Below are 23,856 nucleotides of genomic sequence, written 5' to 3'. Positions count from 1 at the left end.
CATCCCCTTTTTCCGGACTTACCCCCACCCCGAACGCGCAGAGCCCCCGAACGCGTCAAGTTCGGCCATGCCGCCCTTGGCCGAACCTTGCCCAACGTGGGACGGCCGCGCCCGCGGTCCGGCGCCTTCGCCCGATCGGCCGCGGTCAGGCTTCGGCGTCGAGCCGGACGTCCGTGATGTCCTGGTCCAGGAAGGCGGCCAGCTCGTGCGCCTCGGCGCGGACGGCCTCCTCTTCCGGGACGGTCAGTGCCCGCAGAAGGCCGATGCGGAGGACACGGTCGCGCGCCGTCCAGGTGGCGGTGACGCGTCCGTCGACCAGCACCATCCGGTGGCCCTTGACGGACAGCCCCTGGTGGTCGGCGTCGATGATGCGGCTGCGGTCCTGGTAGCCGAGGACGGCGTTGTCGAAGGCCGGCAGGAACCGCACGGGCGCCGGAGCGCCGGCATCGGGACGCGGCGCGTCGGGCAGGTCGAGGAGTTCGCGCCCCCGCTCGTCGCGGAAGACCACAAGCTCGTCCCGGACGGCCTTGACGGCCGCGGGAAGCCCGGTGAGCCCGCACCAGGCGCGAAAGTCCGAGCCGGTGGCCGGACCGTAGGCGGCGAGATAACGCCTTAGCAATTGCTGCCCGACCGAGTCGCCGTCATCAGTCGGCAGCGAAGGAACCTCGCGTCCCAGCCAGGTCTCCAACGGCAGATTGCGCACTCCCGCACTCTGCTGCCAGAGCCCGCGCGGAGGAAGCTGGATCATAGGGATAAGCGCCGCGACCAGCAATTCACCCAGCGCCCGCGTAGGCGGCTCAGGCCACCGATCCTGGACGGCCCGGACCAGCTCGCTCATAGTGCGCGGTTGCCCATCGGCCATGACCGCACGTCCGGCGGCGGCGACCTCCTCGACATCGATTCCGGCCAGCTCGTTCCGGTAAGTGGTCAGGACCTTCTGCCGGAGCATGCCGTCATGCCGCGCGCGCCAGGCGAGCGCGTCCGCCGCCGTGACCAGGTGGACGGTCCGCCGCATCAGATGGGTGCGAACCACCTCGCGACCGCTGAGCGCCTCGTCCAACTGGCGTGCCTTGAAGCCCGCCACCCGGGACCACAGCCCGACGAACGGCTCCTGGGGCTCCTGCGCCTGCACCCCGCACAAGTGCCCCACAGCCCCGACGACCGAGGTATCGGCCCGTTCGAGTAGAAGTTGGCGGGCGAGCGTGGCCCGGTTGAGGGAACGGCTGTCAAGAACGGTCAACGCACTCCTCCAAGATGAGCCGCGCCGACGCGGCCCCGAACGGCACACGCACACCATGCCGGAAGTAGAGGACAGGACGCGTCCTCTACTTCCGATTGAGGTGGCCGGCTATCGCGGCGTCGGGGCGTTCTACCGGGGTGAAGTGGCCGGTGCCTTGCAGGTGGCTCAGCTGGACGTCGCTGAAGAAGGCGTCCAGGCGGTCGGACCAGGTGATGGGGAACAAGGGGTCGTGGTCTGGCCAGAGGACGGTTGTCGGGGTTCGGATGCGGTCGGCTGGGGCGGGCGGCTGTTCGGCGAGGGAGCTTGCCACGGCTCCTGCGCCCGCGCGGTACCAGCCGATCGAGGCGGTGAAGGCGCCTGGGGCGGCGTAGGCCGCGACCAGGTGGTCGAGGCGGTCGGCGGGCAGGTCGAAGTCGGGGCCGGACCAGTGGGACCAGAAGTGGGACAGGTAGGTGCGGACGGCGTCGGGACGGCCGTCGATGAGGTTTTCGGGCAGGTCGAGCTGGTGGAACGCCTGGTACCAGAACTCGTCCTGGGCGGTCAGGACGCGGTCGCCGATGCCGGGGAGCGGCGGCGAGACGACCAGGGCCCGGACGAGGTCGGGCCGGACGCGGGCCACGGTCTGGGCGATGCGGCTGCCGATGTCGTAGCCGCCGATGACCGGGGGAGCCAGGCCCAGTTCCTCGATCAGGCCGATGATGCTGCGGGCCTGGGCGTCAGCGCCGTAGGCGTCGGCGCTGTAGGCGCCGTCCGCGTGTGTGTCGGAGTCGCCGAAGCCGCGCAGGTCGGGGACGACGACGTCCGCCTCGCGGGACAGCAGCGCAGAGACGCCGGCGTGGTCGTCCCGGTCGCCTGGCCATCCGTGCAGCAGCAGGACCGGGGGACCGGCGCCCGAGCGGTCGTAGGCGAGCCGGAATCCGTCCACTGGGTCCGTGCGGCGCATCGTGCCAGTATGGGGGCCGGGTCGGCGATCTCGCGTGGCTGGGAGGTTCACCTGCGAAGCGGACTTCTTGCCGGACGGTACCGGTTGCGGGAAGTGCTGGGACGCGGCGGAATGGGCGAGGTGTGGCGGGCCACCGACACGCTGCTCGGACGGTCCGTCGCGGTGAAGGTGCTGTTCGTGGGCCCGGACACCGACCGCTGGCTGGTCGAGCGGTTCCAGCTGGAGAGCCGGACGGTCGGCGGGCTGCAGCATCCCGGGATCACCGTCGCGCACGACGCGGGCGCGGACGACGGCGTCCTGTTCTACGTCATGGAGCTGCTCGACGGCCGCGACCTCCAGGCCCTGCTGCGGGAGTCGCCGGGCGGGCTGTCGGTGGAGCGGGCGCTGCACCTGGCCGGGCAGGTGGCGGACGCGCTGGCCGCCGCCCACGAGCGCGACATCGTGCACCGGGACGTCAAGCCCGGCAACCTCATGGTCCTGCCCGGGGACCGGGTCAAGATCTGCGACTTCGGGCTGGCCCGGCTGGTGCGGGACGCCGACGCCGCCGCGCCGAGCACGATGGCCGGCACCCCGGCCTACATGGCCCCCGAGCAGTGCGAGGGCTCGCCCGTGGACGGGCGGACCGACCTCTACGCGCTCGGCTGCGTCCTGTTCGCGATGCTCACCGGCGGGCCGCCGTTCCGGGGCGACCACCAGGCGGAGGTCATCCACCGGCAGCTGACCGCGGCGCCGCCCGCGCCCGGGACGCTCCGGGACGGCGTGCCGCCCGATCTGGACCGGCTCGTCCTGGCGCTGCTGGCCAAGGACCGCCGCGACCGCCCGGCGGACGCCGCCACCGTCGCCGAGCAGCTCCGCGCGATCGCCGACGGCCGCGCGGTCGGGATCGAGGCCCCGGCGCCGCCGGTCGCCGCGTCCCTCCCGGACGCCCGGTGGGACCTGGAGGTCATGCAGAACGAGTACCTCCCGCCGGACGGCCGGGACGTGCACGCGATCGTCACGCTCGCCTGCGCGCCGGAGCAGGCCCGCGGCCTGCCGGTTTCGGTGGTGTTCGTCGTCGGCTGCTCGCGGGACCTCCCGGACGACGAGGCGGAGGCCGTCCGCGAGGCCGTCGCGGACGCCGTGGACCTGCTCGGCGAGGACGACGGCTTCGCGGTGATCGAGGGGTCGCAGACCATCGACATGGTGTACCCGCGCACGTCCCGGATCGTCGCGGCGACCCCGGCGGCCAAGGCGGAGGCGCGCCGCGCGCTCCGGCTGCTGCGGCCGGCGCCGCACGCGGCGTTCGGGCTGTGGCTGCGGTTCGCGGCGAGCCTCCCGGCCGTCCGGCCCGCCCCGGTCCGGCACGTCGTGCTGGTCACGGACATGCGCGGCGACCTGGACGGCCCGGACGAGCTGCGCGCGGCGGCCGAGGCCGCGAGCGGCGCGTTCTCCTTCGACATCCGGGGCGTCGGCACCGACTGGGAGGTGCGCCAGATGCGCGCCCTCGCCGAACCGCTGCAAGGCGGCATCGACATCGTCGTCTCCGCGCGGAACGGCTTGGCGGACGACCTCGGTGAGATCGTCCGCCGCGTGCGCGGGAAGGCCCGGCCCGGCGTGCGGCTCCGGCTGGCCATGCCGCAGAACGCCGAGGTCGAGTTCGTCAAGCAGGTCGCGCCGTCGGTGCACGACCTGACCCCGGCAGGCCGTCCCGCCGAGCCAGGCGCGGGCGGCCCAGCCGTCCCGGCCGCGGAGGCAGGTCGCCCCGCCGGGCCGCGGGTGGTCGACTATCCGCTTGGCGACTGGGGCGCGGAGAGCCGCGACTTCCACGTGCTCGTGCACGTGGAGCCGGGACGGCTGGACAGCGTCCGGCTGGCGGCCCGGGTCCACGCGGTCGCGCCGTCGGACGGCCCGGACGGCGAGGAGGTCCTCGCGCGCGGCGAGATCATCGCCACCTGGACGGACGACGGCGGCGCCTCGACGCGGATCAACCGGAACGTCGCCCACTACACCGGCCAGGCCGAGCTCGCCCGGGCCATCCAGGAGGGGCTCAGCTCACGCGGTGACGCACGCGCCACAGCCCGAAAGCCGCCAGGAGAGCACTGAGCAGCACGTAGACGACGGTCTCCAGGATCTGGAACGTCCAGAAGCGGCCGCCCGGCTGGTAGGTGACCCGGATGTGCAGGTCGAGCCGTCCGAGGCAGACGGCGGTGTCGCCGAACGTGCCGCCCGCGCCCGTCCGGGGCGGGGAGTTGACGCACTTGTTGAACTGGCCGCCGCTCAGCGGGCGGCCGTCGGACCTCAGCAGCGGGCTGACGCCGCTGATCCACGCGCCGCGCTGGTCCGGCAGGGTGATGCCGCCGACGACCGCGCCGCCGCCGATGCTGCCGAGCGACTTCGCCCGGTTGATCGCGTCGGCGGGCATCGCCACGGTCTCCGTCCTGGACGGCATGAGGTGCGGCCGCACCACGTTCGGGACGAGGAACTGGACGGCGATGAACGCGGCGAGCGTCACGGCGATCGCGGGCAGCGTCCGGCGGATGAGCAGGCCGATGACCGTGCCGAGGGTGACGGCGAACAGCGCGTAGCCCATGGGCGCGATGTCGCGGGTGCCGAAGAGGATCGTGTCGAACCGGTTCGCGGCCACCTGGTCCACCGGACGCGCGGCCCAGGTCAGCAGGGCGCTGACGATCCCCGCCGCCGCCATCGCGGCCAGGGCGGTGACCAGGAGCCGGACGCCGAGCCAGCGGCGGCGCGTGACGCTCTGGTTCCACACCAGCCGGTGCGTGCCCGCCTCCAGCTCGCGCGCGACGAGCGGCGCGCCCCAGAACGCGCCGAGGAGCGCGAGTCCGAGGCCGAGCCCGGCGGCGATGAACAGCATGTCCTCGCGGTAGGTGGCCTGGAACTCGGCCAGCGGCCCCGCGCAGCCTCCCCGGGCCGAGCAGTGCCCCTGCGCGGTGGAGTACGCGTCGCGGATGCCGTTGCCGAAGTAGAGCAGCCACGCCCCGGCCAGGACGAGCACGACGGCGGCGACGAGCGCCTGGAGGCGGAACTGCCGCCAGCTCAGCCACATCATCGGGAGACCTCCTGGAATGCACCGGAACGCGGCATTTCGGCCCGCGCCATGTAGGCGAGGACGAGCTCTTCGAGCGAGACCGCCTCCAACCCCGGACCGCCGGGCTCGACGCTCTGCACGGGGGCGGCGCCGATGCGGACCACCGTGCGGCTGCCGTGGTCGTCCCGCGCCACGCCGATCACCTCGACGCCGGGCGGCGGCTCGGGCGGCCGTCCGGGCGGTCCGGTCATCTTGCGGTGCCGGGCCAGCAGGTCCCGGACGTCGCCCGCGACCTGCACGCGCGCGTCGCTGAGCACGATGATGTGGTCGCAGACGCGCTGGACGTCCTCCAGCAGGTGCGAGGACAGCACGGCGCTCGCGTCCAGCTCGGCGACGAACCGCAGCAGGCTGTGCAGGAAGGCCTGCCGGGCGAGCGGGTCCAGCGCGGCGGCGGGCTCGTCGAAGATGAGCAGGTCGGGGCGCTTGGCCGCGGCGACCGTCAGCGCGAGCTGCGCGCGCTGGCCGCCGGACAGCCCGCCCGCCTTCTGACCCATGTCCAGCCCGGCCTCGCGGACGCGCCGCTCGGCGAACGCCATGTCCCAGCGCGGGTTCAGCTTCGCGCCCAGCCGCAGGTGCTCGCCCACGGTGAAGGAGCGGTACACCGGCGCGTCCTGCGCCATGAAGCCGACGCGCGCGACATGCGCGGCGTCCGCCGCCGGACGCGAACCGAGCACGCGCAGGCTCCCGGACGTCGGCTCGATCAGGCCGCACGCCATGTGCAGCAGCGTGGACTTGCCCGCGCCGTTCGGCCCGACCAGTCCGATGATCCGGTCGGCCGGGACGGTCAGGTCGACGGCGTCCAGCGCGGCCCGGCGGCGGCGCCCGTAGCGTTTGGTGAGCCCCTCGGCCTGCAGCACGGGGGGACGGAGATCTTCGTGAGGCATGCCTCCGATGCTTTCCGGAACCGCGCCTCCGGCCATCGGCCCAAAGCACGCTCACCCGCCGTCCACCCGGTACTTTCGGCCGGTACTTTCGGTCGGGTACCGGGCCAGCCGGATGCCCGGCCAGCCGGGTAGCGCGTCAGGCGCCTGTGACGAGGCGGTTCTCCCACGCCCACGCGACGATCTCGACCCGGTTCCGGAGGCCGAGCTTCGACTGGACGCTCGCCATGTGCCCCTTGACCGTGCTGAGCGAGATGAACAGCTCGGCCGCGACCTCCTGGTTGGTGCGTCCGCGCGCGACGGCCCGGACGACCTCCAGCTCGCGTTCGGTCAGCGGCGGGCCGTCCGGGCCGTCCGGGGCGGGGCGGACGGCCTCGGCCAGGTGCCGCAGCAGCCGGACGGTCACCGACGGCGACACCAGCGCCTCCCCGGCGACCGCGGCGCGGACGGCCGCGACGAGCAGCGCGGGCCCGGCGCCCTTGAGGACGAACCCGACCGCGCCGCCGCGCAGCGCCCCGTACACGTACTCGTCCAGGTCGAAGGTGGTGACCACGACGACGCGCAGCGGGTCCCGCACATCCGGCCCGGCGAGCGCGCGGGTGACCTCGATGCCGTCCAGGCGGGGCATGCGGATGTCGACGAGGCACACATCCGGGCGCAGCCGCCGGGCGGCCTCGACCGCCTCGACACCGTCCGCCGCCTCCGCGACGACCTCGATGTCCGGTTCGTCCTCCAGGATGAGCCGCAGCCCGCCGCGGATCATCGCCTGGTCGTCGGCGACCAGCACGCGGATGGTCATGCCCCGCCCGCCGGCATGGGCAGGACGGCCCGGACGCTCCAGCCGCCGTGCTCCTCCGGACCCGCGGCCAGCGTCCCGCCGAGCGCCTCGACGCGCTCGCGCATGCCGAGCAGGCCGTATCCGCCGCGTCCGCGTGCCCGCGCGGAGGGCGCGTCGTCCACGACCTCGACGTTGAGCTCCGGCCCGTCCCGCCGGACGGTCACCGCGACCGAGCGGGCGCCGGGCGCGTGCCGGGCGACGTTCGTCAGCGCCTCCCGGACGATCCGGTAGACGGTCCCGGCCACCTCGGGCGGCCAGTCGCGGTCGTCCTCGGGCATGTGCAGCCGGACCGGCGGGCCCGTCCGGCCGAAGCGTCCGACCAGGTCGTCCAGGCGCTCGGGGCCGGGCGCGAGCGGCGCGGCCTCCCCGCTTTCGCGGAGCACGCCGACGGCGCGGCGCATCGCGGCCAGCGCGTCGGCGCCCGCCGTCTCGATGCCGGCGAGCGTCCGCGGCATGTCCTCGGGACGCCGCCGCGCGACGATCTGGGCGGCCTGCGTCTGGATCAGCATGCTCGCGATGTGGTGCGCCACGACGTCGTGCATCTCCCGCGCGAGCGCCAGCCGCTCGTCCCGCCGCACCCGCTCCATGGCCGCCTGCGCCCTCGCGGCCGAGCGCCGCAGCGCCAGCCCGGCCACGACCGCGACGAACCACCCGATGAGGTTCATGTTGGCCACCGACGAGCCGCCCGACGACGTCCGGGAGGCGATCTCGCCGCCCAGCGCCACGGCCAGGCCGCCGCCCGCGACCACTCCCGCCGGGACGGGCGGGAACGTCCGCACCACCCGGACGATCGCGACGGCCAAGCCGAGCGTCATCGCCGGGCTCGGCTCGGCGGGCAGACGCAGGACGCGCGCAATGAGAACCGCGACGGCCGCCACTGCCAGCGTGCCTCCGGCCGCCCACAAGCCCCGCGATGTGTGGGTGAGCAGGGACAGTGCGCAGACGGCCAGCGCCATGGCGGCGTCGAACGGCCAGTAGGACGCGCCCCAGCTCGTCCCGATGGCGGCGGCCTGGACGGCCGTGGCCGCCAGGAACAGCGCGGCGAGCCCGGCGGTCGGCGCGAGCCGCGTCCGGGAGGCCGAGAAGATCGCCGAACCCGTGCCCTCCCGCATGGCCTCATGATCGAGGACCGGACGCCGGGGCGGCAACCGGCCGAAAGTACCGTCCGCCGTCCCGCGTCGCCGGGGCCGGAGCGCCAGGACGTCTGCGGGCATTGATGACCATTCCTCGCGGTTACTTTATGGCTTCACAGGAATACTTTCTGTGATCAACTGATCGAGACATCAGGGGGAAGCATGGCCATCAGGCACCTCGCCGGCGCCGCCACAGCGCTGGGTGTCGTCGCCGCAGGGACGTTCGCGGTCGCCGGTCCGGCGTCGGCGGGCACGTCCGCCGCACATCACCGGGACCACCACCGGACCACCGTGACCGAGGAGGTGCTGTCCAACTCGGCGCTCGCGCGGGCCGCCCGGGAACTGGTGAGGTCGGCGCTGCGGCATGGCAACCAGCGCGTGACGATGGTCATCATGGAGCGGTCCGGCGTGATCCGCCTGTCGGAGAAGACGGTCAAGGCGGGCCCGCAGACCTTCGAGTCCGCGAAGCGGAAGGCGTACACCGCCGTGGCGTTCGGCCAGCCGACGAGCAGGCTGGTCGGCAACGCCACCATCGAGAAGCTCCCCGGGACGCTGGTGCTGCCCGGCGGCGTGCCGGTCATCAGCCAGGGCTTCCCGATCGCGGGCATCGGCGTCGGCGGCGCGCCGGACGGACGCATCGACGAGGCCATCGCGAACGACGTCCTGGCGGCCCTGTAGTAGCCGGCGGAACGCGGCACCGGACCTCCCTCACGGGGCCCGGTGCCGCGACGTTTCACGCCAGATGCCGCGCCGATTCTGCGACGTCTCGCGTGAGATGCCGCGCTGGTGCTGCGGCGTTTCACGTCAGGCGCAGGTCAGGTGAGCCATGCGCCGTCGCGCATGAGGTCGCGTCCGGCCAGTTCGTTGGCCTCGCGCCACGCCTGGATGCGGTTCGGGCGGATGCGGAAGTAGAGGTAGTCCTCGTCCTGCTCGCGCGGGTCGAACCCGGCCCTGGTCGCGAACGCGTCGGCCAGCTCGTCCGGCATCTCGGCGGTGGGGACGGCCTCCTCCAGGACGGCGTCCATCAGGACGAGGTCGCGGGTCGGCCCGAACCCGAGCCGCGCCTTCCCGCCGTCCCGCAGGTTCCGGGACGTCGGGCTCGCCGCGAGCGTCGACACCAGCACGTGCGTGCCGTCCCACATGAACGACAGCGGGACCAGGTACGGCGTCCCGGTGGACGGGTCGGCCGTCGCGACCCAGACATCGACGTCGTTGCCGAGCCGCCGGAGCGTGTCGTCGCTGCGCTGCTGCCGGCTGCGGGGCGGCGGAGTGTCCATGAGCGCCTTCCTGGTTCCCGGGTGCAGCGCAGATTAGATCACACGAGAACTCCGGCGACCCGGGACGCGCGCCGCATCAGTGGGTGAGGGCGGCGGTGACGGCCGCGTCGACCAGCCGGTCGGTGCGCTCGTGCGTCAGGGGACGGCCGGTGACCAGCAGGTAGTACCAGATGGGGGCGGCGACCAGGTCGTCCAGAACCTCGGGGTCGAGCGGCGGGACCTCGCCCCGGTCCACGGCGTCGCGGACGCGTTCGAGGTTGCGCCGCGACAGCGCCGCGCAGATCTCCGACCGGACGGCGGCGGCCAGCTCCGGGTCGTGCTGCACCGAGCCGAGGACGCCGGTGAGGATGCGCCGGACGGCCGGGTCCCGGGTGAGGTCGACCAGGGCGCGGGCCCAGCTGCGCAGGTCGGCGGGCAGATCGCCGGTGTCGGGGTAGAGGAACGGCCCTTCGCCGACCGTGCTCAGCAGGGCGTCCAGCAGGAGCGCGCCCTTGGACGGCCACCAGCGGTAGACGGTCGGTTTGCCGACGGCGGCGCGCGCGGCGACGGCCTCCATGGTGACGGCGGAGTAGCTGCGCTCGCCGCACAGCTCGATGGCCGCCCGCAGGATCCTGTCGCGCGATCGCGCGCCGCTCGTCGTCGCCCTCACGCCCGGCAGCGTACCAAGTAGAACGATACGTAACGTTCTTGACGATCACCGCCGCGGGGGCTAGCGTCCTCGCGACGAAACGTTACGTTTCGTTTTATTCGGACAAGGAGCGGTGCCATGAAGTTCCAGCTGGCCACGGCCTCGGCCGGCCTGTCGATCCTGATGACGGCCGGGATGGCGGGGACGTTCTTCGGGTTCTCGGTCGGGGTGATGCCCGGCCTGAACGCGACGCGGGCCTCCTCGGCGATCGCGGCGATGAACGCGATCAACCAGAAGATCCAGAACCCGCTCTTCCTGGGCGCCTTCATGCTGGCGCCGGTGGTCGCGGTGGTGGCGGGGGTCCTGCTGATGATGCTCGACCAGAAGCACGCGGCATGGCTGTTCTTCGCCGCCGCCGGCGTGTACTTCGTCGGCGCGTTCCTGCCTACGGCGGCGGTCAACGTGCCGATGAACAACCACCTGGCGCACGTGAAGGTCCCGCACGACCTGGCGGCGGCGACGAAGGTCTGGACCGACTACTCCGGACGCTGGACGACCTGGAACAGTGTCCGTGCGGTGTGCTGCGGCGCCAGCCTCCTCCTGATGGGCGCGGGCGCCTTCCTCTGGGGCCGCTCCCGCTGACGCGGACCGCGGTTCAGGCGGCGGGGCGCAGCCCGTCCAGGACGCGCCCGATGATCTCGGGCACCTGGCGGACGGTCATCACGTCCGTCCCCAGAAGGGCGCGGTAGAAGAACGGCGCGTAGAGCATCTCGACCATCGCGCGCGTCGGGACGTCGTCGCGGAGCTGACCCTCCGCGACGGCCTTGGCCAGCCGGACCTGGCAGGCCCGGGTGCGCGGTTCGAGCACGGTGTCCCGGACGGCGGCGGCGATCTCGGGCGAGCTCTGCCCCTCCGCGATCACGCCCCGGAACACCGTCCCGAGGTCCCCGCCGAACAGCGCGACCATCCGCCCGATCTGCGCGGCCAGATCCGCGGCGACGTCGCCGGTGTCGGGGAAGTCGAGCGCGTCGCCGACCGCGTCGTCCAGCGCGTCCAGCGCGAGCGCGCCCTTGGACGGCCACCACCGGTAGATCGTCGGCTTCCCCACCCCGGCCGCCGCCGCGACCGCCTCGATCGTCAGGCTCCCGTACCCCCGCCGCGCGGCCAGCTCAAGTGTGGCGTCCAGGATCGCACGCCGCGACCGCGCCCCCCGCCGAGCGGCCCCGCCCCCTCCAGAAGCACCCGTCACACCCCCACCTTACCAATCGTTACGAAACGTACCGTCCCACTTCCCCCCCTCACCTCTCCCGAACGCGCCGCACGAGATCCCGGGCGGCGTCAGCCCAGTCCTCGTACTCGAACGTGAAGCCCGCCTCCGCAAGCCGCCCCGGCGTGACCCGGCGGTTCTTGAGCAGCAGCTCGGTGTCGGAGCGCAGCGCGAGCGCCCCGAGCTCGGCCATCCACGCGGTCGCCGGAAGCCCGATCGGCATTCCCCACGCGCCGCGCAGCTCCCTCATGAACGCGCGCTGGGGGAGCGGGTTCGGCGAGGAGATGTTGACCGGGCCGTCCAGGTCGTCCCGCTCCAGCAGGAACAGGACGGACCGGACGAAGTCGACGTCGTGCACCCACGAGACGTACTGCCCTCGGTGGACAGGACGCGCGAGTCCATCATGTCCTGGAGGTTCGCCGGGGTGTAGCGGCAGCTGACACTGCGTCCGGCGAGGTTGATGACCGCGTCGGCGCCGTCGAACTCGTCCGCCCAGGGGCCGAGCGTCCGGCCGTCCCAGGCGACCTGGCGCGGTCCGGCCGGGCGGCGGGTCAGCACCGTCACGTCGTGGCCTGCCGCGGTCAGCGCGCGGTCCAGGATCGCTCCGACCTGCCCGGTTCCGCCGGGGATCAGCACCTTCATGATCCCAGCGTAGACCCGTTTTGAACGCGTTCAAGGACTTGTGGGCGGGCTCACGGTTGCGGGGTCAGGGGGACCCTGAGATGGGTCGGGGGTGGGTCGTTCGGGGGGTGGAGGTGGGCGTGGCTGAATGGTCGAAGTGGGGTGGGGGGTGGGCGGGTCAAGATCATTTGTATGAGTGGTCTTCTGGTGGTGCGGTTGGCTTGGCGGAATGTTTGGCATGACCGGTGGGGGTTTGCGGCCTGTTTCGTCGCAGTGGTGGCGGCGGTGGTGCTGGTCGGGGGGAACTCGCTGCTGGTGGCGGGGGCCGCGCCTCGGGAGGAGCTGGACGGGGTCACCGGGATCCTGATCCTTTCGGCGGTGGTGTCGGCCTTCGTGGCGGTGTTCGTGGTGGCGGGGATGCTGGGGTTGCACGCGTCCCGGCGGCGGAGGACGTGGGGGTTGCTGCGGTCGGTCGGGATGACCGGGCGGCAGATGCGCGGGCTCGTGCTCGCCGAGGCGCTGACGTTGGCTCTGGTAGCCGGGGTTGTCGGCTCAGTGCTGGCCGTTCCGTATGCGGGAGTCGCCGGGGCGTTCGTGCGGGGTGTGGGTTTGGCGCCCGGCGGGATTCCGCTGGTGGTCACGCCGGTGCCGTTCGTGGTGGCGATGGCGGTCGGGCCGGTGGTGACGCTGATGGGGTCGCTGGGCGCGGCGAGGCGGGCAGTGCGGCTGCGGCCGGTCGAGGTGCTGCGGGAGGCGCACGTCCAGAAGCGGATCATGCCGTGGCCGCGTGCCGGGTTCGGGGTCGTGGCGCTGGCCGCGGGGCTCTGGATGGCGGTCGAGATGTCGCGGATGCCCTACAAGGACGCCGAGGCCACGGTGTTCGGGACGACGTTGATCCTTTGCACGGGTGTCGCGGCCCTCGGTCCGGCGGTGTTGTACGGGCTGGTCCGGGTGGCGGGCGCCGTGCTGGTTCGCGCCGATCCGTGGGCGGGGCGGCTCGCTCGGTCGGGGCTGCTGGCGGCGCCCGGACGCGCCTGGTCGATGGTCGCGCCCGTGATGCTCACCATGGCGCTGGCCTGCACGTTCCTGTTCGGCGTGAGCACCGGGGACGCTTTCAAGGGCGTGCACCGGCACGGGCCGTCCGCGTGGGTCGCGCCGCTGATGGTCGGGTCGGCGGTCATGTTCACGGTGATCGGCGTCGTGAACGCCTCGGCCGTGGCGATGGCGGACCGGCGCGACGGCCTGCGGCTGCTCCGCCAGCTGGGGGCGCTGCCCGCCCAGCTCGTCCGGACGGTCTGCTGGGAGTCGCTCGCGGCGACGCTGGTCGGCGTGGCGCTCGGCACGGCGATCGCGATGATCTCGCTGCTCGCGCTGGGGAGGTCGATGACCGGCGGGCTGTGGTTCGAGTGGTCTCCGGGGCAGTACCTCGGGCTGCTCGCGGTTTGTGTCGGGGGTGGCCTGGCGGGCGGGCTCGGAGCCACGCGGAGTGCCCGGAAGGGGGCGCTGGTGCCGGCCGGTATGACGCGGTAGCCGTGCTATGCCGTGGACGGTTCCAAGAAGCGACTTTGGTCGGGCCATGTCCGACCAACGGTCGCTGCCGGGGGTGACTACGCTCAGTAGCGTTCCCGGTATGAGACGCGCACTGCCCGCCGTGGGCCTGTTCTTCCTGTCGCCGGTCGTCGGGGAGATGCTGCTCGGCGCGACCTCGATCGACGCGATCGGGCTGCTGCCGCTGCTGGCGCTGCTGTACGGCGGCGGGACGCTGCTGATCCGCGAGGTGGTCCGGCGGACGGGGTGCGGCTGGTGCTCGGTGCTCCTGCTCGGCGCGGCGTACGCGCTGCTGGAGGAGGGCCTGCTCGATCAGATGATCTTCAACGCGCACTACTCCGGCAACTACGACATGGTCTACGTGACCTACGTGCCGTTCCTCGGGACGGGCGTGTACGGCGTGCTGTCGGTGCTGGCCGTCCACGGCGTGTGGAGCGTGACCGTCCCGATCGTCCTGATGGAGGGCATGATGCCGGACCGCGCGGACGAGCCGTGGCTCGGACGCGTCGGGCTGGCCGTCACGGTCGCCCTGTTCGGCCTGGGCATCGTGATGGTCGGCGCCGGGACGTACTCCGACACGCACTTCATGGCGCCCTGGCCGAAGCTCGCCAGGACGGCCGTCGCGGTCGTGCTGCTCGTGGCCGCCGCGTTCCGGATCCGCCGGCCGCGGCCCGGCAGCGCGGACCGGGACGCTCCGCGCCCGCTGCTCGCGGGCGCGGCGGCCTTCGTCCTGACCAGCGTCTTCATGAAGGTCCTGCAGCCGACCTGGTGGGGTGTGAGCGCCGCGCTGGTGGTCGCGGCGGTGGCGCTGGCGCTCGGGCTGCACTGGTCGCGGGCGCGCGGGTGGGGACGGCCCACGTGTTCGCGGTCGCGGCCGGGGCGACGCTGACCTACGTCTGGGTGGGTTTCGGGCAGACCCCGGACCAGGGGTCCGCCGGTCCGGTCAACCTCGCCGGACACGTCGTCCTTGCGGTGGCGGCCGCCGCGTTCCTGTACGTCGCCGGGAAGAGGGTGCGGCTCGGTTCCGGCTCGGCGGGGTGAGCCGCACCGGCGCGCCGTCAGGACCGCTTGGTGTCGGTGAGCCACCAGAGCCCGGCGAGGACGGCGCCGGGAGGGGCGAACGTCCACAGCCACCACGGCGACTCCCAGTGCAGGCCGGTCACGCAGACCGCGGCCCAGACCGTCACGTTCACCATGTTGAGGATCAGCCAGGCCGCGGTGATGAAGCGCAGCACCGGACGGTCAGGGCCGAACCAGGAGACCGTCCCCGCGCGCCCCGCCGGACGCTGCCCGGACGGGCTCCGGTCGGACGGGGCGGGGGCCTGGGTCTGCTCGTCGGTGAAGGTCATGACGGTCGCTCCTCGCGGGATCCGGCCGCCGCCGGTGCGGCGGCCTGTGGGTTCCATCCTGCGATTCGGGGCCGTCCGCGGCACGGGGCCCTGACCGCCACTTCCAGGGGACCTAAGCCCCCTAACCAGGAGGTCTAGGGCGCGAAGGTGAGGGTCGCCGAGAGCTCGGCGAAGGTGGCGGTCAGCAGTGCGGTCAGCCCGCGGCGGCCGCCTTCGCCCTTGCGGGCCGTCCAGGTGAGGGCGGCGGTGCGCCAGCCGGCGACGACGATCTCGACGGCGAGCCGGAGGTGCACGTCGTCCGGGGCGACGGCGCGGAGGGCGCTGACCCGGGCGATCATCGCCTGCGTGGTCTCGTGGCAGTAGCGCAGGCTGTGCGCCTGGAGCGCGGGGACGGTGTCGCACAGGTCGCGGGCGGCGAGGAAGCGGCGGTCCCAGTCGGGGTCCATCGCGTCGAGCGTGGTGTGCAGGGCCGCGTGCAGCTGGTCCACCAGCGGGCCCTCGGCGGTGAGCGTGGCGACGTGGTCCAGGTAGGCCGACCACAGGTCGCTGTCGGCGGCGAGCGCCACGTCCTCCTTGGACGGGTAGGTGCGGAAGAACGTGCGCTTGGACACCTCCACCTCGTCGCACAGCTCGTCCAGCGTGGTCGCGTCGTAGCCGCGCTCGACGAACAGCCGGAGCGCCGTCTCGGCGAGGGCGCGGCGGGTCTGGAGCTTCTTGCGCTCCCGCAGCGGCAGCTCCCGCAGCGGCTGATCGTGCGGCGGCCGGTCGTGCGGCGGCGGGGTGCTCGCCGTCACGGCGTGCGGCGGCAGGTCGCGGAGGGGCGGGTCGCGGAGGTCCTCGGGCACGTGGCCCAGCGTACCACCCGGACGCATTCGCCCTTTGACAGCTTTTGCCACTGAGTGGCACTATCCCCTCGGTGGCCATCCCGGGCCGCCCCTCGAATCACGGCTGGAGTGCGCCCAGTGACCAGTAGCCCGTCCGAACCCGCCCGGCGGTCCCGCCCGGCGATCACCCTCGCGGTGGTGCTCGCCGCGTTCGTCACGGTGCCGATGTCGATCTCCGGGGCGGCCGTCGCGCTGCCCGGCATCGGCACGGCGCTGCACGCGTCCGGCGGGCCGCTGCAGTGGGTGATGAACGCCTACAACCTGACCTTCGCCGCGTTCCTGCTGGTCGCGGGGTCGCTGGCGGACCTCTTCGGCCGCCGGAGGGTGTTCGCGGCGGGCGCGGCCCTGTTCGCGGCCGGGTCGGTCGGCGCCGCGCTCGCGCCCGGCATCGCCGCCCTGGACGCGACCCGCGCGGTGGCCGGCCTCGGCGGCGCCGGGGTGTTCGCGAGCGGCGGCGCGATCCTGGCGACCGCGTTCGACGGCGCCGCGCGGACCCGCGCGTTCGCCGCCATGGGCAGCGCCGCCGGGCTCGGCCTCGCCCTCGGTCCGACGCTGTCCGGCTGGCTGGTCGGCGGGCTCGGCTGGCGCGCCACGTTCGCGCTGCACGCCGTGATGCTGGTCGCCGCGCTGGCGGGCACCGCGTTCGTGCCCGAGTCGCGCGCCGCGGTCCGCCCCCGGATGGACGCGCGGGGCGCGGTCGTGTTCGTCACCGCGCTCGCCGCGCTGGTGCTGGGCGCGGTCCAGGGCCCGCAGTGGGGCTGGGCGAGCCCGGCCGTGCTGGCACTGCTGGTGGGCGGCGTCGCGCTGCTCGTCCTGTTCGGGCTGCTCCAGGCCCGCACCGCCGCGCCGCTGCTCGACCTGTCCCTGCTCGCGGACCGCCGGTTCCTCGCGCTCTGCCTCGTCCCGGTCGTCACGACGTTCGGGTTCGTGACGCTGCTGACCTACCTGCCCACCTACCTGGTCGGCGCTGGCGGCATGTCCGCCGGACGCGCCGGGACCGTGATGCTGCTGCTCACCGCGCCCGTCCTCGCCGCGCCGCCGGTCGGCGGGGCGCTGGTCACGCGCGGCGCGTCCCCGCGCGCGATGGTCGGGCTCGCGCTGGCGCTGTTCGCGGCCGGGGACGCCTGGCTCACCGTGATCGCGCCCGGTTCGTCCGCGTGGACGATCGCGCCGCCGCTGCTCCTGATCGGCACCGCCGCGGGCCTGCTGTTCGGCATCGCCGACGGCCTCGCCCTCAGCCTGGTCGAGCCCGACCGCGCCGGAATGGCGTCCGGGTTCCTCAACACCATGCGCCTCGGCAGCGAGGCCATCGTGATCGCGGTCTTCGGCGCCGTCCTGGTCAGCCTGGTCGGCACGCGCGTCCTGCACCACCTGGCCGGACGCGTCGCCGCCGGGGACCTGACCGGCGGCGACCGTGCCCAGCTGGCGGACGCCTTCACCCACGCCCTGCACGTCAGCCTTTGGGGACTCGCCGCCGTCAGCGCGTTCGGCGCCGTCCTCATCTTCATGCTGCTCGCCCAGCCCCGCCGCCGCGCCTCCTCCCCGGCGCCCGCCGCGAGCGAGCCCGCCGCCGCCCCGGCCGAGGCCCGCTGACCCGGCCGGACTCCAGCCCGTCCGGACGGGCTAGAGCGATTCGGCGGCCTCGATCGCCTTGCGCAGCCGGGTCAGCTCCTTCGGGAAGTTCACCGTCGCCGCGCCCACGAGGACACCCTCGCGGGTGAAGGCGACGGCGAACTTCCCGTCTTCCGGCGCGCCGGTGACGACGGTGCTCGCGTCGGCGAGGTGCGGGAGGCCCGCGTACTGGATCCGGGTGCCGTGCACGCGCGTGCCCAGCGCCGGAACCTGCCCGAACGGGACGGCCCCGGACGGCCCGCGCAGCAGGTTCCGCGCCGCCGCCGCGCCCTGCTCGTTCGCGTTCGACCAGTGCTCGATCCGGACGGGCTCGTCCCCGAACAGCGCGTGCGGCCAGCGCGCCACGTCCCCGGCGGCGACGATGTCGGTGTGGCCGCGCGCGAACAGGCGCTCGTCGGTCACCACGCCGTCGTCCAGGTGGACGCCGCTGCCCTCCAGCCACTCGGTGTTCGGCACGACGCCCGTCCCGACCACGACCAGGTCGGCGTCCAGCGTGCGCGAGCCGTCCAGCCGGACGCCGGTCACCCGGCCCTGCTCGCCGACGAGTCCCGCGACGCGCGTGTTGGTGACCAGCTCGACGCCGTTGGCGCGGTGGTGTTCGGCCAGCCAGGTGCCGACCGTCCGGCCGAGGACGCGGACCATCGGCTCCGCCGCGTCCACGATGGCGACCTCGTGCCCCGCCGCGCGGACGGACGAGGCGACCTCGCCGCCGACGAACCCGCCGCCCATCACGACCACCCGCCCGCGGACGTCGGCGAGCGCCTTCCGCAGCTCCAGCGCGTCGTCGAGGGTGCGGAGCACGTGCACGCCGGTCAGCGCCATCTGCTCCTCGGGCAGCCGCCGCGGACGGGCGCCCGTCGCGATCACCAGGCCGTCGTAGGGCAGCTCGGTGCCGTCGTCCAGGGCGACGGTCCGGGCGGCGCCGTCCAGGCGGACGGCGCTGCGCCCGCCGAGCCAGTCCGCGTCGATCGCGTCCGCGCCGGGGAGGCTGACGTCGTCGTCGCCGTCCAGCACGCTCTTGGAGAGCGGAGGCCGGTTGTACGGGCGGTGCGGCTCCGCGCCGACGAGCGCGAGCGCGCCCGCGAACCCCTCCTCGCGCAGCGTCACCGCCGCGCGCAGTCCCGCCAGCGACGCGCCGACCACGACGATGCGCTCATGAGTACCCACTGCAAGCTCCTTCTGCTCGGTCCCGCTGCCCCGCGACAATACCTATAGGGGGCAGGGGTATCAAGCGATCATGGGAAGGCCGCCGCGCGCGGGCGGCCCTCACAGCGCGAGCTTGAAGCCCTCGTGGCTGCGCTCGAACCCGAGCGAGTCGTAGAACCGGTGCGCGTCCAGGCGCCTCTTGTTGCTGGTCAGCTGGACGAGGACGCAGCCGCGTGCGCGCGCCCGCTCGGTCGCGTGCTCCATCAGCGTCCGGCCGAGCCCGCCGCCGCGCCGGTCCGCGCGGATGCGCACCGCCTCGACCAGCGCCCGCTCCCCGCCGCCCTTGCCGAGGCCGGGGATGTAGGTCAGCTGGAGGCAGCCGACGACCGTCCCGCCGTCCCCCTCCTCGGCCATGACGAGCAGCTCGTTGCGCGGGTCGGCGTCGATCGCCGCGAACGCCCGCTCGTACCGGGCGGTCACCTCGACCGACGCCGGGTCGACGACGGTCTCCTCGTCGGCGAGCAGCGCGAGCACCGCGGGCAGGTCCCCGCGCGTCGCCGGACGTACCACGTGGGCAGGAGGGGGCACCATGCCCCGGACCCTACCGGGCCCCCTCAACAGGGGTTTCCCTACCTTCGCCCCCGCGGTGGTTCCGCCCGGGGCCGCCAGGGCACAGGCTGGATGTGAGTGACCGGAAGGACTGCCCCGGCTGCGACGGAGCCGGGGAGCAGCGACTGGGGCCGTTTCGGTTCGCCTGCTTCTTCTGCCGTGGAGCGGGACGTCTTGGCGAGGACAGTGAAGTGAGCAGTGGTACGGACCCGGCCCCGCGGAGGGCCTACACGCCGGTGTGGGAGCAGCCCGGGTCGGAGATCATGCCCGGCTGCCAGGCGTGCCTGGGCGTCGGGCGCGTCATCAGCCTCGGCGGGGACGTCCGCGGCGGCCGGCCGTCCAAGCTGACCGAGGCCCCCTGCCCCGTCTGCGCCGAACGCTGACCCGCACCCCCATCCCCTCGGAAAGCCGACCTGCGCCCTCCGCGGCGCGCCATGGGGCCGCCAAGGGTGGGGCAAGAAGGGGGAGCGGTCGCGTCGCGTGATCACCGGCCGGGAATCTCCCCGGTGACCGCGTCCGGGGAGCGGGCGCGCGGTGGCTGCGAAGGGGGCGGCGGGTGGTCGGCGCGGACCAGACGTCGGTGGTGGTGATCGCCGGGGCGGCGGTGCTGGCGCCGCTGCTCGCCGACCGGCTGGCGCGCTGGGTCGCGGTGCCGGGGGTGGTGCTCGAACTGCTGCTCGGCGTGCTGGCCGGGCCGGTCCTGCTCGGCTGGGCGAACGACCACGGCGCGATCGGGACGGTCGCCGACTTCGGCCTGGCCATGCTGATGTTCATGGCCGGGTACGAGATCGAGTTCGACCGCATCCGGGGCGGCCCGCTGCGCGAGGGGCTGACCGGCTGGGTGCTCTCGCTCGTGCTGGGCCTGGCCGCCGGCGGGCTGCTCGCGCTGACCGGCGACCACGGCGCGGGCATGGTCGTCGGGCTGGCGCTGACCACGACCGCGCTCGGCACGATCCTGCCGATCCTGCACGACGCGGGCATGGTGGCGACGCCGTTCGGGGCGCGGGTGATGGCGGTCGGGGCGATCGGCGAGTTCGGCCCCATCGTCGCGGTCGCGCTGCTGCTCACGAGCTCGCAACCGGGCCGGACGGTCCTGCTGCTGATCGCGTTCGCGCTGGTCACGGTCGCCGCGGGCCTGCTGGCGGTGCGCCAGCACGGCTCGGCGCGGATGGGGCGGCTGCTGCGCGCGACGCTGTCCACCAGCGCGCAGATGGCCGTCCGGATCACCATGTTCGGGCTGATCCTGATGCTGTGGATCGCCGGCTCGTTCGGGCTGGACGTGCTGCTCGGCGCGTTCGCGGCGGGGGTCATCGAGCGGATGGCGTTCGGCGCGAGCGACCTGTCGCCCGGGCAGGAGTCGCTGGTCGACGCGAAGCTCGAAGGGATCGGGTACGGGTTCCTGGTGCCGTTCTTCTTCGTCGTGAGCGGGATCCGGCTCGACCTGTCGGCGCTGGCCGACGACCCGCGCGCGGTGCTGCTGGTGCCCGGCTTCCTGCTGCTCTTCCTGGTCGTCCGGGGCGTGCCGACCTACCTGGTGAGCCGCCGGGACGAGGCGCTCGACCGGCCCCGCCGCCGGGCGCTGTCCCTGCTGGCCTCGACCGCGCTGCCGCTGGTCGTGGTCATCACGACGATCGGGGTGGAGGACCACCGGATCAAGACGAGCACGGCCGCGGCGCTGGTCTGCGCGGCGATGCTCTCCGTCCTCCTGTTCCCCCTGCTTGCCATGCGCCTCGCGAAGGAGCCCGCCGCAACGGGCTCCTAGCCGCAACAGGCGCCTAGAGGTTGGGGTCGGCGGGGTGCGGGGCTACAGGGAGCGGGGCCGCCAGGCGGCTTTCGCACATGTCGACCAGGACTCGGTAGGCGGGCTCTCCCATGAGCTCGACCAGTTCCGGGCGGTAGGTGATGTACAGGGGGTCGGGCGCGTCGTGCGCGGAGTGGGCGCTGGTGCACCACCAGTTCAGCCCGTGCCCGCCGGGACCCCACGTCCGCCGCTCGTACTCGGTGATCGTCACGATGAGGACGCGGGTGTCGTCCGGGCGGTCCCGCCACTCGAAGGTGCGGCGGATGGGCAGCTGCCAGCAGACGTCCGGCTTGTATTCGAGCGGTTCGCGCCCGTCCCGGAGGGCCTGGGCGTGCAGCGCGCACCCGGCGCCGCCCTTGAAACCGGGACGGTTCAGGAAGATGCACGCGCCGTTCAGGATGCGGGTGCGGCGCCCGCCGTCCGGCGTGGACGCGGTGAAACCGTCGCGCGTGCCGGTGCGGTGGTACTGCCAGACGTCCGGGGTGAGCCGCGCGACGTGCCCGGTGACGCGCTTCTCGTCATCGTCGTCGCTGAAGTGCGCGCCGAGCGAGCAGCACCCGTCGTCCGGACGGCCCGGGACGATGCCCTGGCAGCCGCGCGCGAACAGGCAGTTCCAGCGCGAGGTCAGCCAGGTCAGGTCGCAGCGGAACACCTGCTCGGCGTCGGCCGGGTCGGCGAACTCGACCCAGGCGCGCGGGAAGTCCGGGGCGGCCTCGTCATCCATCCGTCCACGTTCTCGCATGTCAGCCCGTCTCCGCCAGTGTCCACAGCAACGGAACGGTCAAACCGTCAGTCCACGCACGGGATGCCGCCGCCCTTGACCGCGCCGCCCTGCGCGCCGGTCGTCGGCAGCGTCGCGGTGGGCTTGGGCGCGGAACCGCCACCTCCGCCGAGGGACGGCACGACCGCCGCGGGCCCGAGGACGACCCGGACGGTCCCCGCCGGAAGCGACGGATCGGCGACGGCCTTCACCCCGAACAGCTTCGCGATCTTCTTGGCGTCCGCTCCGTCCGGCCCGTCCGCCCCGTCCTGCCCGCCGTACCGGACGGTCGTCCGCGCGGACGGCGCGGTGTTGGCGACCTTCCCCGTCGCGTAGCCGCCCTGGGACAGCGCCCCCGCGACCTTCGCCGCGAGCCCGGCGTGCCCGCCGCCGTTCAGCACGTCCACGGTGGTCTTCGCGCCGGAGCCCGAGGCGGACGGCGCGGGCGCCTGCTTGGGCGGGTCGAGCGTGTCGTGCACCATCGCGCGGATCTTGTCCGGGTCGACCAGGTTCACCGACTGCCGGTTGCGGGTGCCGAAGCCCTCGATGGGCAGCGTGTGGAACTCGACGTTCCCGCCGGTCAGGCTCCTGGCCTGCTGCGCGAAGCCGAGGACGTCCCACTCGGCGTCCATCACGACGTCCTTCCTGGCGACCTTCAGCAGCCCCCGCATCCGGCCGAGGTCGCCGAAGATCCCGTCCTGCTTGAGCTTGTGCGTGACCGATGCCAGGAACGCCTGCTGCCGGTGCGTCCGGTCGAGGTCGCCGTTGGGGAGGCCGTGCCGCTGCCGGACGAAAGCGAGCGCCTGCGAGCCGTTGAGGTGCTGGCGTCCGGCGGGGAAGTCGGCGCCGGAGTAGTGGTCCTGGACGGGGTGCTTGAGGCAGACGTCCACGCCGCCGAGCGTGGTGGCCAGGTCGTAGAACCCGGCGAGGTTGATCTCGGCGAAGTGGTCGATCGGGACGCCGAGCAGCTTCCGGACGGTCGAGATCGTGGACCTGCGGGCCGCCTCGCGCCCGTCGTGCTCCAGCGCGTGCTTGTCGTGCACGCCGCGGGCCATCAGCTTCTGCTCGGTGAACGCCTTGGTGACGCCGTAGGCCTCCTTGATCTTCCCGTGCTGCTGCGGCCCGACCGCGTCGGCGTAGTCCACGTAGTCGTCGCGGGGGATGGAGAACGCGGTCGCCTTGCCGCCGTCGTTCGGGACGTGCAGCAGGATCAGCGTGTTGGTGTTGTAGCCGCCGACGCCCTCCTCGTTCACGCCGCGCGCGCTGCCCGCGTGCAACTGCCGCAGGATCGCGTTCGGCAGCGGGTCGCCGTTCTGGTCCTTCCGCGAGTCGAGCCCGATGAGCAGGATGTTCGTCGCGCCGTCGGTCGACTTCGGGGCGTTCCCGATCGCATGGGACGAGCCGAGGCCGCGCAGGTTGTCCAGGACGAAGTAGGCCAGCCCGCTCGCCACCAGGACCGTCGCGGCCGCCGCGCAGGCGACCGCGTACACCAGCCCGCCGAGCACGCGCCGTCCCCGCCCGCGCGCAGGAGGGACGTCCTGCCCCGGCGCCCGCCCCGGCGCTCGCCGCCGCGTCGGCCCGGGCACGGCCGTCCGCCCGCGGGGCGCGCCCCCGCGCTGCGCCCCTCCGCGCGGGCGGCCGTGCGCTCCGCCGTACGGCCCGCCGTCGGACGGACGGCCCCGGTGCGTGGACGGTCCCACGGTTCCCCTTTCGGTCGGCGGTCGGGTGAAGCCCGCGCGGCGGATCCCGCGCGGCGCCGGTTCAGCGCGCGGTCGTCGCCCGGACGATCGCGACCGCCGCCACCAGCAGCGTCGCCGTCGCCATGGCCACGAACCCCGCGCTCAGCCAGCGGCTCACCGCGGTCGCGAGGCCCACCCCGCCGCGCGCCGACCCGGTGTCCCCGAGCAGTCCCGCCACGGCCGCCGCGACGGCGTACGCGAGCGGCGGCATCGGGAGCACGAGCCGGACGCGCCGCGCGTTCACCAGCGCCACGGCCAGCACCGACCCGGCGACCAGGCTCGCGCCGAGCACCAGCCCGGGACCGCCGCGTCCGAGGCCGTCCACCAGCGCCCCGGCGAGCGTCACGCCGCACAGCAGCGCGCCCGCGCCGAACCCGGTCAGCATCGGATCGATCCGTTCACGTGGCTTCCCCGTCGTCGGAGGCTGGTCGTGCCGCTCAGCCTGCCAATACTTAAGCATAAGCGCAAA

27 protein-coding genes are annotated in these 23,856 nt (G+C 73.8%); 9 read left to right on the top strand and 18 right to left on the bottom strand.

The genetic code is table 11. The features are described from left to right. Positions 1-145: 145 nt before the first annotated feature. Together FHU30_RS19785 and FHU30_RS19780 are read right to left on the bottom strand one after the other, a co-directional pair. Positions 146-1,240, bottom strand: a complete 1,095-nt coding sequence (locus tag FHU30_RS19785) for a winged helix DNA-binding domain-containing protein (protein ID WP_253877696.1) — start codon at positions 1,238-1,240, stop codon at positions 146-148. Positions 1,241-1,325: 85 nt separating this feature from the next. Further along, complete coding sequence (locus FHU30_RS19780; protein WP_253877695.1) at positions 1,326-2,183, bottom strand: alpha/beta fold hydrolase; 858 nt, start codon at positions 2,181-2,183, stop codon at positions 1,326-1,328. A 9-nt stretch (positions 2,184-2,192) separates the two neighbouring features. Between FHU30_RS19780 and FHU30_RS19775 the strand changes: the two genes are divergently transcribed. Beyond that, positions 2,193-4,265 (top strand): serine/threonine-protein kinase, encoded by a 2,073-nt coding sequence (locus FHU30_RS19775; RefSeq protein WP_253877694.1) that lies wholly within the window; start codon positions 2,193-2,195, stop codon positions 4,263-4,265. Here FHU30_RS19775 and FHU30_RS19770 read toward each other — a convergent pair. From FHU30_RS19770 to FHU30_RS19755, 4 genes are all read right to left on the bottom strand, one after another. Continuing rightward, positions 4,210-5,235, bottom strand: coding sequence for an ABC-2 membrane transporter-related protein (locus tag FHU30_RS19770; protein ID WP_253877693.1), 1,026 nt, complete (start codon positions 5,233-5,235; stop codon positions 4,210-4,212). The two genes, FHU30_RS19775 and FHU30_RS19770, sit on opposite strands and share 56 nt — an antisense overlap. Then, a complete protein-coding gene (locus FHU30_RS19765; RefSeq protein ID WP_253877692.1) occupies positions 5,232-6,158 on the bottom strand; it encodes an ABC transporter ATP-binding protein in 927 nt (308 codons plus the stop codon). Before FHU30_RS19765 ends, FHU30_RS19770 begins: the two co-directional genes overlap by 4 nt. A 136-nt stretch (positions 6,159-6,294) precedes the next feature. Then, positions 6,295-6,954, bottom strand: coding sequence for a response regulator transcription factor (locus FHU30_RS19760; RefSeq protein ID WP_253877691.1), 660 nt, complete (start codon positions 6,952-6,954; stop codon positions 6,295-6,297). Continuing rightward, complete coding sequence (locus tag FHU30_RS19755) at positions 6,951-8,105, bottom strand: sensor histidine kinase (protein WP_253877690.1); 1,155 nt, start codon at positions 8,103-8,105, stop codon at positions 6,951-6,953. The genes FHU30_RS19760 and FHU30_RS19755 overlap by 4 nt, the downstream gene beginning before the upstream one ends. Positions 8,106-8,288: 183 nt before the next feature. On the opposite strand from FHU30_RS19755, the gene FHU30_RS19750 reads away from it, so the two are divergent. Further along, positions 8,289-8,804: a heme-binding protein gene (locus tag FHU30_RS19750; protein ID WP_253877689.1), complete on the top strand. Its 516-nt coding sequence runs from the start codon at positions 8,289-8,291 to the stop codon at positions 8,802-8,804. A gap of 137 nt (positions 8,805-8,941) precedes the next feature. Here the strand turns inward: FHU30_RS19750 and FHU30_RS19745 are convergent, their stop codons facing one another. Both FHU30_RS19745 and FHU30_RS19740 read right to left on the bottom strand, forming a co-directional pair. Continuing rightward, complete coding sequence (locus tag FHU30_RS19745) at positions 8,942-9,403, bottom strand: pyridoxamine 5'-phosphate oxidase family protein (protein WP_253877687.1); 462 nt, start codon at positions 9,401-9,403, stop codon at positions 8,942-8,944. Positions 9,404-9,479: 76 nt separating this feature from the next. Next, positions 9,480-10,052 carry a TetR/AcrR family transcriptional regulator gene (locus FHU30_RS19740; protein ID WP_253877685.1) on the bottom strand — a complete coding sequence of 191 codons (573 nt, stop codon included), beginning with the start codon at positions 10,050-10,052 and terminating at the stop codon, positions 9,480-9,482. Between the two features lie 117 nt (positions 10,053-10,169). Between FHU30_RS19740 and FHU30_RS19735 the strand changes: the two genes are divergently transcribed. Continuing rightward, the gene (locus tag FHU30_RS19735; RefSeq protein ID WP_253877683.1) at positions 10,170-10,673 is read left to right on the top strand and encodes an anthrone oxygenase family protein; all 504 of its coding nucleotides are present in this window, start codon (positions 10,170-10,172) and stop codon (positions 10,671-10,673) included. A gap of 13 nt (positions 10,674-10,686) precedes the next feature. On the opposite strand, the gene FHU30_RS19730 is transcribed toward FHU30_RS19735, so the two are convergent. The 3 genes from FHU30_RS19730 to FHU30_RS47675 are packed head-to-tail and all read right to left on the bottom strand — an operon-like array spanning position 10,687 to position 11,940. Further along, on the bottom strand, positions 10,687-11,280 hold the full coding sequence (locus tag FHU30_RS19730) for a TetR/AcrR family transcriptional regulator (protein WP_253877681.1): 594 nt from the start codon (positions 11,278-11,280) through the stop codon (positions 10,687-10,689). Between the two features lie 49 nt (positions 11,281-11,329). Beyond that, a complete protein-coding gene (locus FHU30_RS47130) occupies positions 11,330-11,656 on the bottom strand; it encodes a DUF1731 domain-containing protein (RefSeq protein WP_253877679.1) in 327 nt (108 codons plus the stop codon). Beyond that, the gene (locus FHU30_RS47675; RefSeq protein WP_372503919.1) at positions 11,545-11,940 is read right to left on the bottom strand and encodes an NAD-dependent epimerase/dehydratase family protein; all 396 of its coding nucleotides are present in this window, start codon (positions 11,938-11,940) and stop codon (positions 11,545-11,547) included. The genes FHU30_RS47130 and FHU30_RS47675 overlap by 112 nt, the downstream gene beginning before the upstream one ends. 255 nt (positions 11,941-12,195) lie before the next feature. Between FHU30_RS47675 and FHU30_RS19720 the strand changes: the two genes are divergently transcribed. The 3 genes from FHU30_RS19720 to FHU30_RS19710 all read left to right on the top strand — a co-directional run bounded on the left by FHU30_RS19720 (position 12,196) and on the right by FHU30_RS19710 (position 14,508). Next, the gene (locus FHU30_RS19720; RefSeq protein WP_308211340.1) at positions 12,196-13,449 is read left to right on the top strand and encodes an FtsX-like permease family protein; all 1,254 of its coding nucleotides are present in this window, start codon (positions 12,196-12,198) and stop codon (positions 13,447-13,449) included. Between the two features lie 100 nt (positions 13,450-13,549). Beyond that, a complete protein-coding gene (locus FHU30_RS19715) occupies positions 13,550-14,356 on the top strand; it encodes an AF_0692 family protein (RefSeq protein ID WP_253877677.1) in 807 nt (268 codons plus the stop codon). Further along, positions 14,326-14,508: a hypothetical protein gene (locus FHU30_RS19710; protein ID WP_253877675.1), complete on the top strand. Its 183-nt coding sequence runs from the start codon at positions 14,326-14,328 to the stop codon at positions 14,506-14,508. Before FHU30_RS19715 ends, FHU30_RS19710 begins: the two co-directional genes overlap by 31 nt. A 17-nt stretch (positions 14,509-14,525) precedes the next feature. Here the strand turns inward: FHU30_RS19710 and FHU30_RS19705 are convergent, their stop codons facing one another. Then, positions 14,526-14,816, bottom strand: coding sequence for a hypothetical protein (locus FHU30_RS19705; protein WP_253877673.1), 291 nt, complete (start codon positions 14,814-14,816; stop codon positions 14,526-14,528). A 134-nt stretch (positions 14,817-14,950) separates the two neighbouring features. Next, positions 14,951-15,661 carry a TetR/AcrR family transcriptional regulator gene (locus FHU30_RS19700; RefSeq protein ID WP_253877671.1) on the bottom strand — a complete coding sequence of 237 codons (711 nt, stop codon included), beginning with the start codon at positions 15,659-15,661 and terminating at the stop codon, positions 14,951-14,953. 117 nt (positions 15,662-15,778) lie between these two features. Between FHU30_RS19700 and FHU30_RS19695 the strand changes: the two genes are divergently transcribed. Beyond that, positions 15,779-17,293, top strand: a complete 1,515-nt coding sequence (locus FHU30_RS19695; RefSeq protein WP_253877669.1) for an MFS transporter — start codon at positions 15,779-15,781, stop codon at positions 17,291-17,293. A gap of 30 nt (positions 17,294-17,323) precedes the next feature. Here FHU30_RS19695 and FHU30_RS19690 read toward each other — a convergent pair whose 3' ends face one another. Then, positions 17,324-18,499: an NAD(P)/FAD-dependent oxidoreductase gene (locus FHU30_RS19690; protein ID WP_253877667.1), complete on the bottom strand. Its 1,176-nt coding sequence runs from the start codon at positions 18,497-18,499 to the stop codon at positions 17,324-17,326. A gap of 99 nt (positions 18,500-18,598) precedes the next feature. Beyond that, on the bottom strand, positions 18,599-19,069 hold the full coding sequence (locus FHU30_RS19685; RefSeq protein ID WP_253877665.1) for a GNAT family N-acetyltransferase: 471 nt from the start codon (positions 19,067-19,069) through the stop codon (positions 18,599-18,601). A 209-nt stretch (positions 19,070-19,278) separates the two neighbouring features. On the opposite strand from FHU30_RS19685, the gene FHU30_RS19680 reads away from it, so the two are divergent. Together FHU30_RS19680 and FHU30_RS19675 are read left to right on the top strand one after the other, a co-directional pair. Beyond that, positions 19,279-19,470 (top strand): hypothetical protein, encoded by a 192-nt coding sequence (locus FHU30_RS19680; RefSeq protein ID WP_253877663.1) that lies wholly within the window; start codon positions 19,279-19,281, stop codon positions 19,468-19,470. Positions 19,471-19,643: 173 nt separating this feature from the next. Next, complete coding sequence (locus FHU30_RS19675) at positions 19,644-20,849, top strand: cation:proton antiporter (protein WP_253877661.1); 1,206 nt, start codon at positions 19,644-19,646, stop codon at positions 20,847-20,849. 13 nt (positions 20,850-20,862) lie between these two features. Here the strand turns inward: FHU30_RS19675 and FHU30_RS19670 are convergent, their stop codons facing one another. The 3 genes from FHU30_RS19670 to FHU30_RS19660 all read right to left on the bottom strand — a co-directional run bounded on the left by FHU30_RS19670 (position 20,863) and on the right by FHU30_RS19660 (position 23,772). Continuing rightward, positions 20,863-21,612 carry a DUF3109 family protein gene (locus tag FHU30_RS19670; RefSeq protein WP_253877659.1) on the bottom strand — a complete coding sequence of 250 codons (750 nt, stop codon included), beginning with the start codon at positions 21,610-21,612 and terminating at the stop codon, positions 20,863-20,865. A 65-nt stretch (positions 21,613-21,677) separates the two neighbouring features. Next, the gene (locus tag FHU30_RS19665) at positions 21,678-23,153 is read right to left on the bottom strand and encodes an LCP family protein (protein ID WP_253877657.1); all 1,476 of its coding nucleotides are present in this window, start codon (positions 23,151-23,153) and stop codon (positions 21,678-21,680) included. A gap of 256 nt (positions 23,154-23,409) precedes the next feature. Continuing rightward, a complete protein-coding gene (locus FHU30_RS19660; protein WP_253877656.1) occupies positions 23,410-23,772 on the bottom strand; it encodes a DUF6542 domain-containing protein in 363 nt (120 codons plus the stop codon). Positions 23,773-23,856 lie beyond the last annotated feature (84 nt).

The organism is Actinomadura rupiterrae (genome assembly GCF_024172125.1).
In the GTDB taxonomy this organism is placed as follows: Bacteria; Actinomycetota; Actinomycetes; order Streptosporangiales; family Streptosporangiaceae; genus Spirillospora; species Spirillospora rupiterrae.
This window is presented reverse-complemented; position numbering and strand designations above follow the sequence as displayed.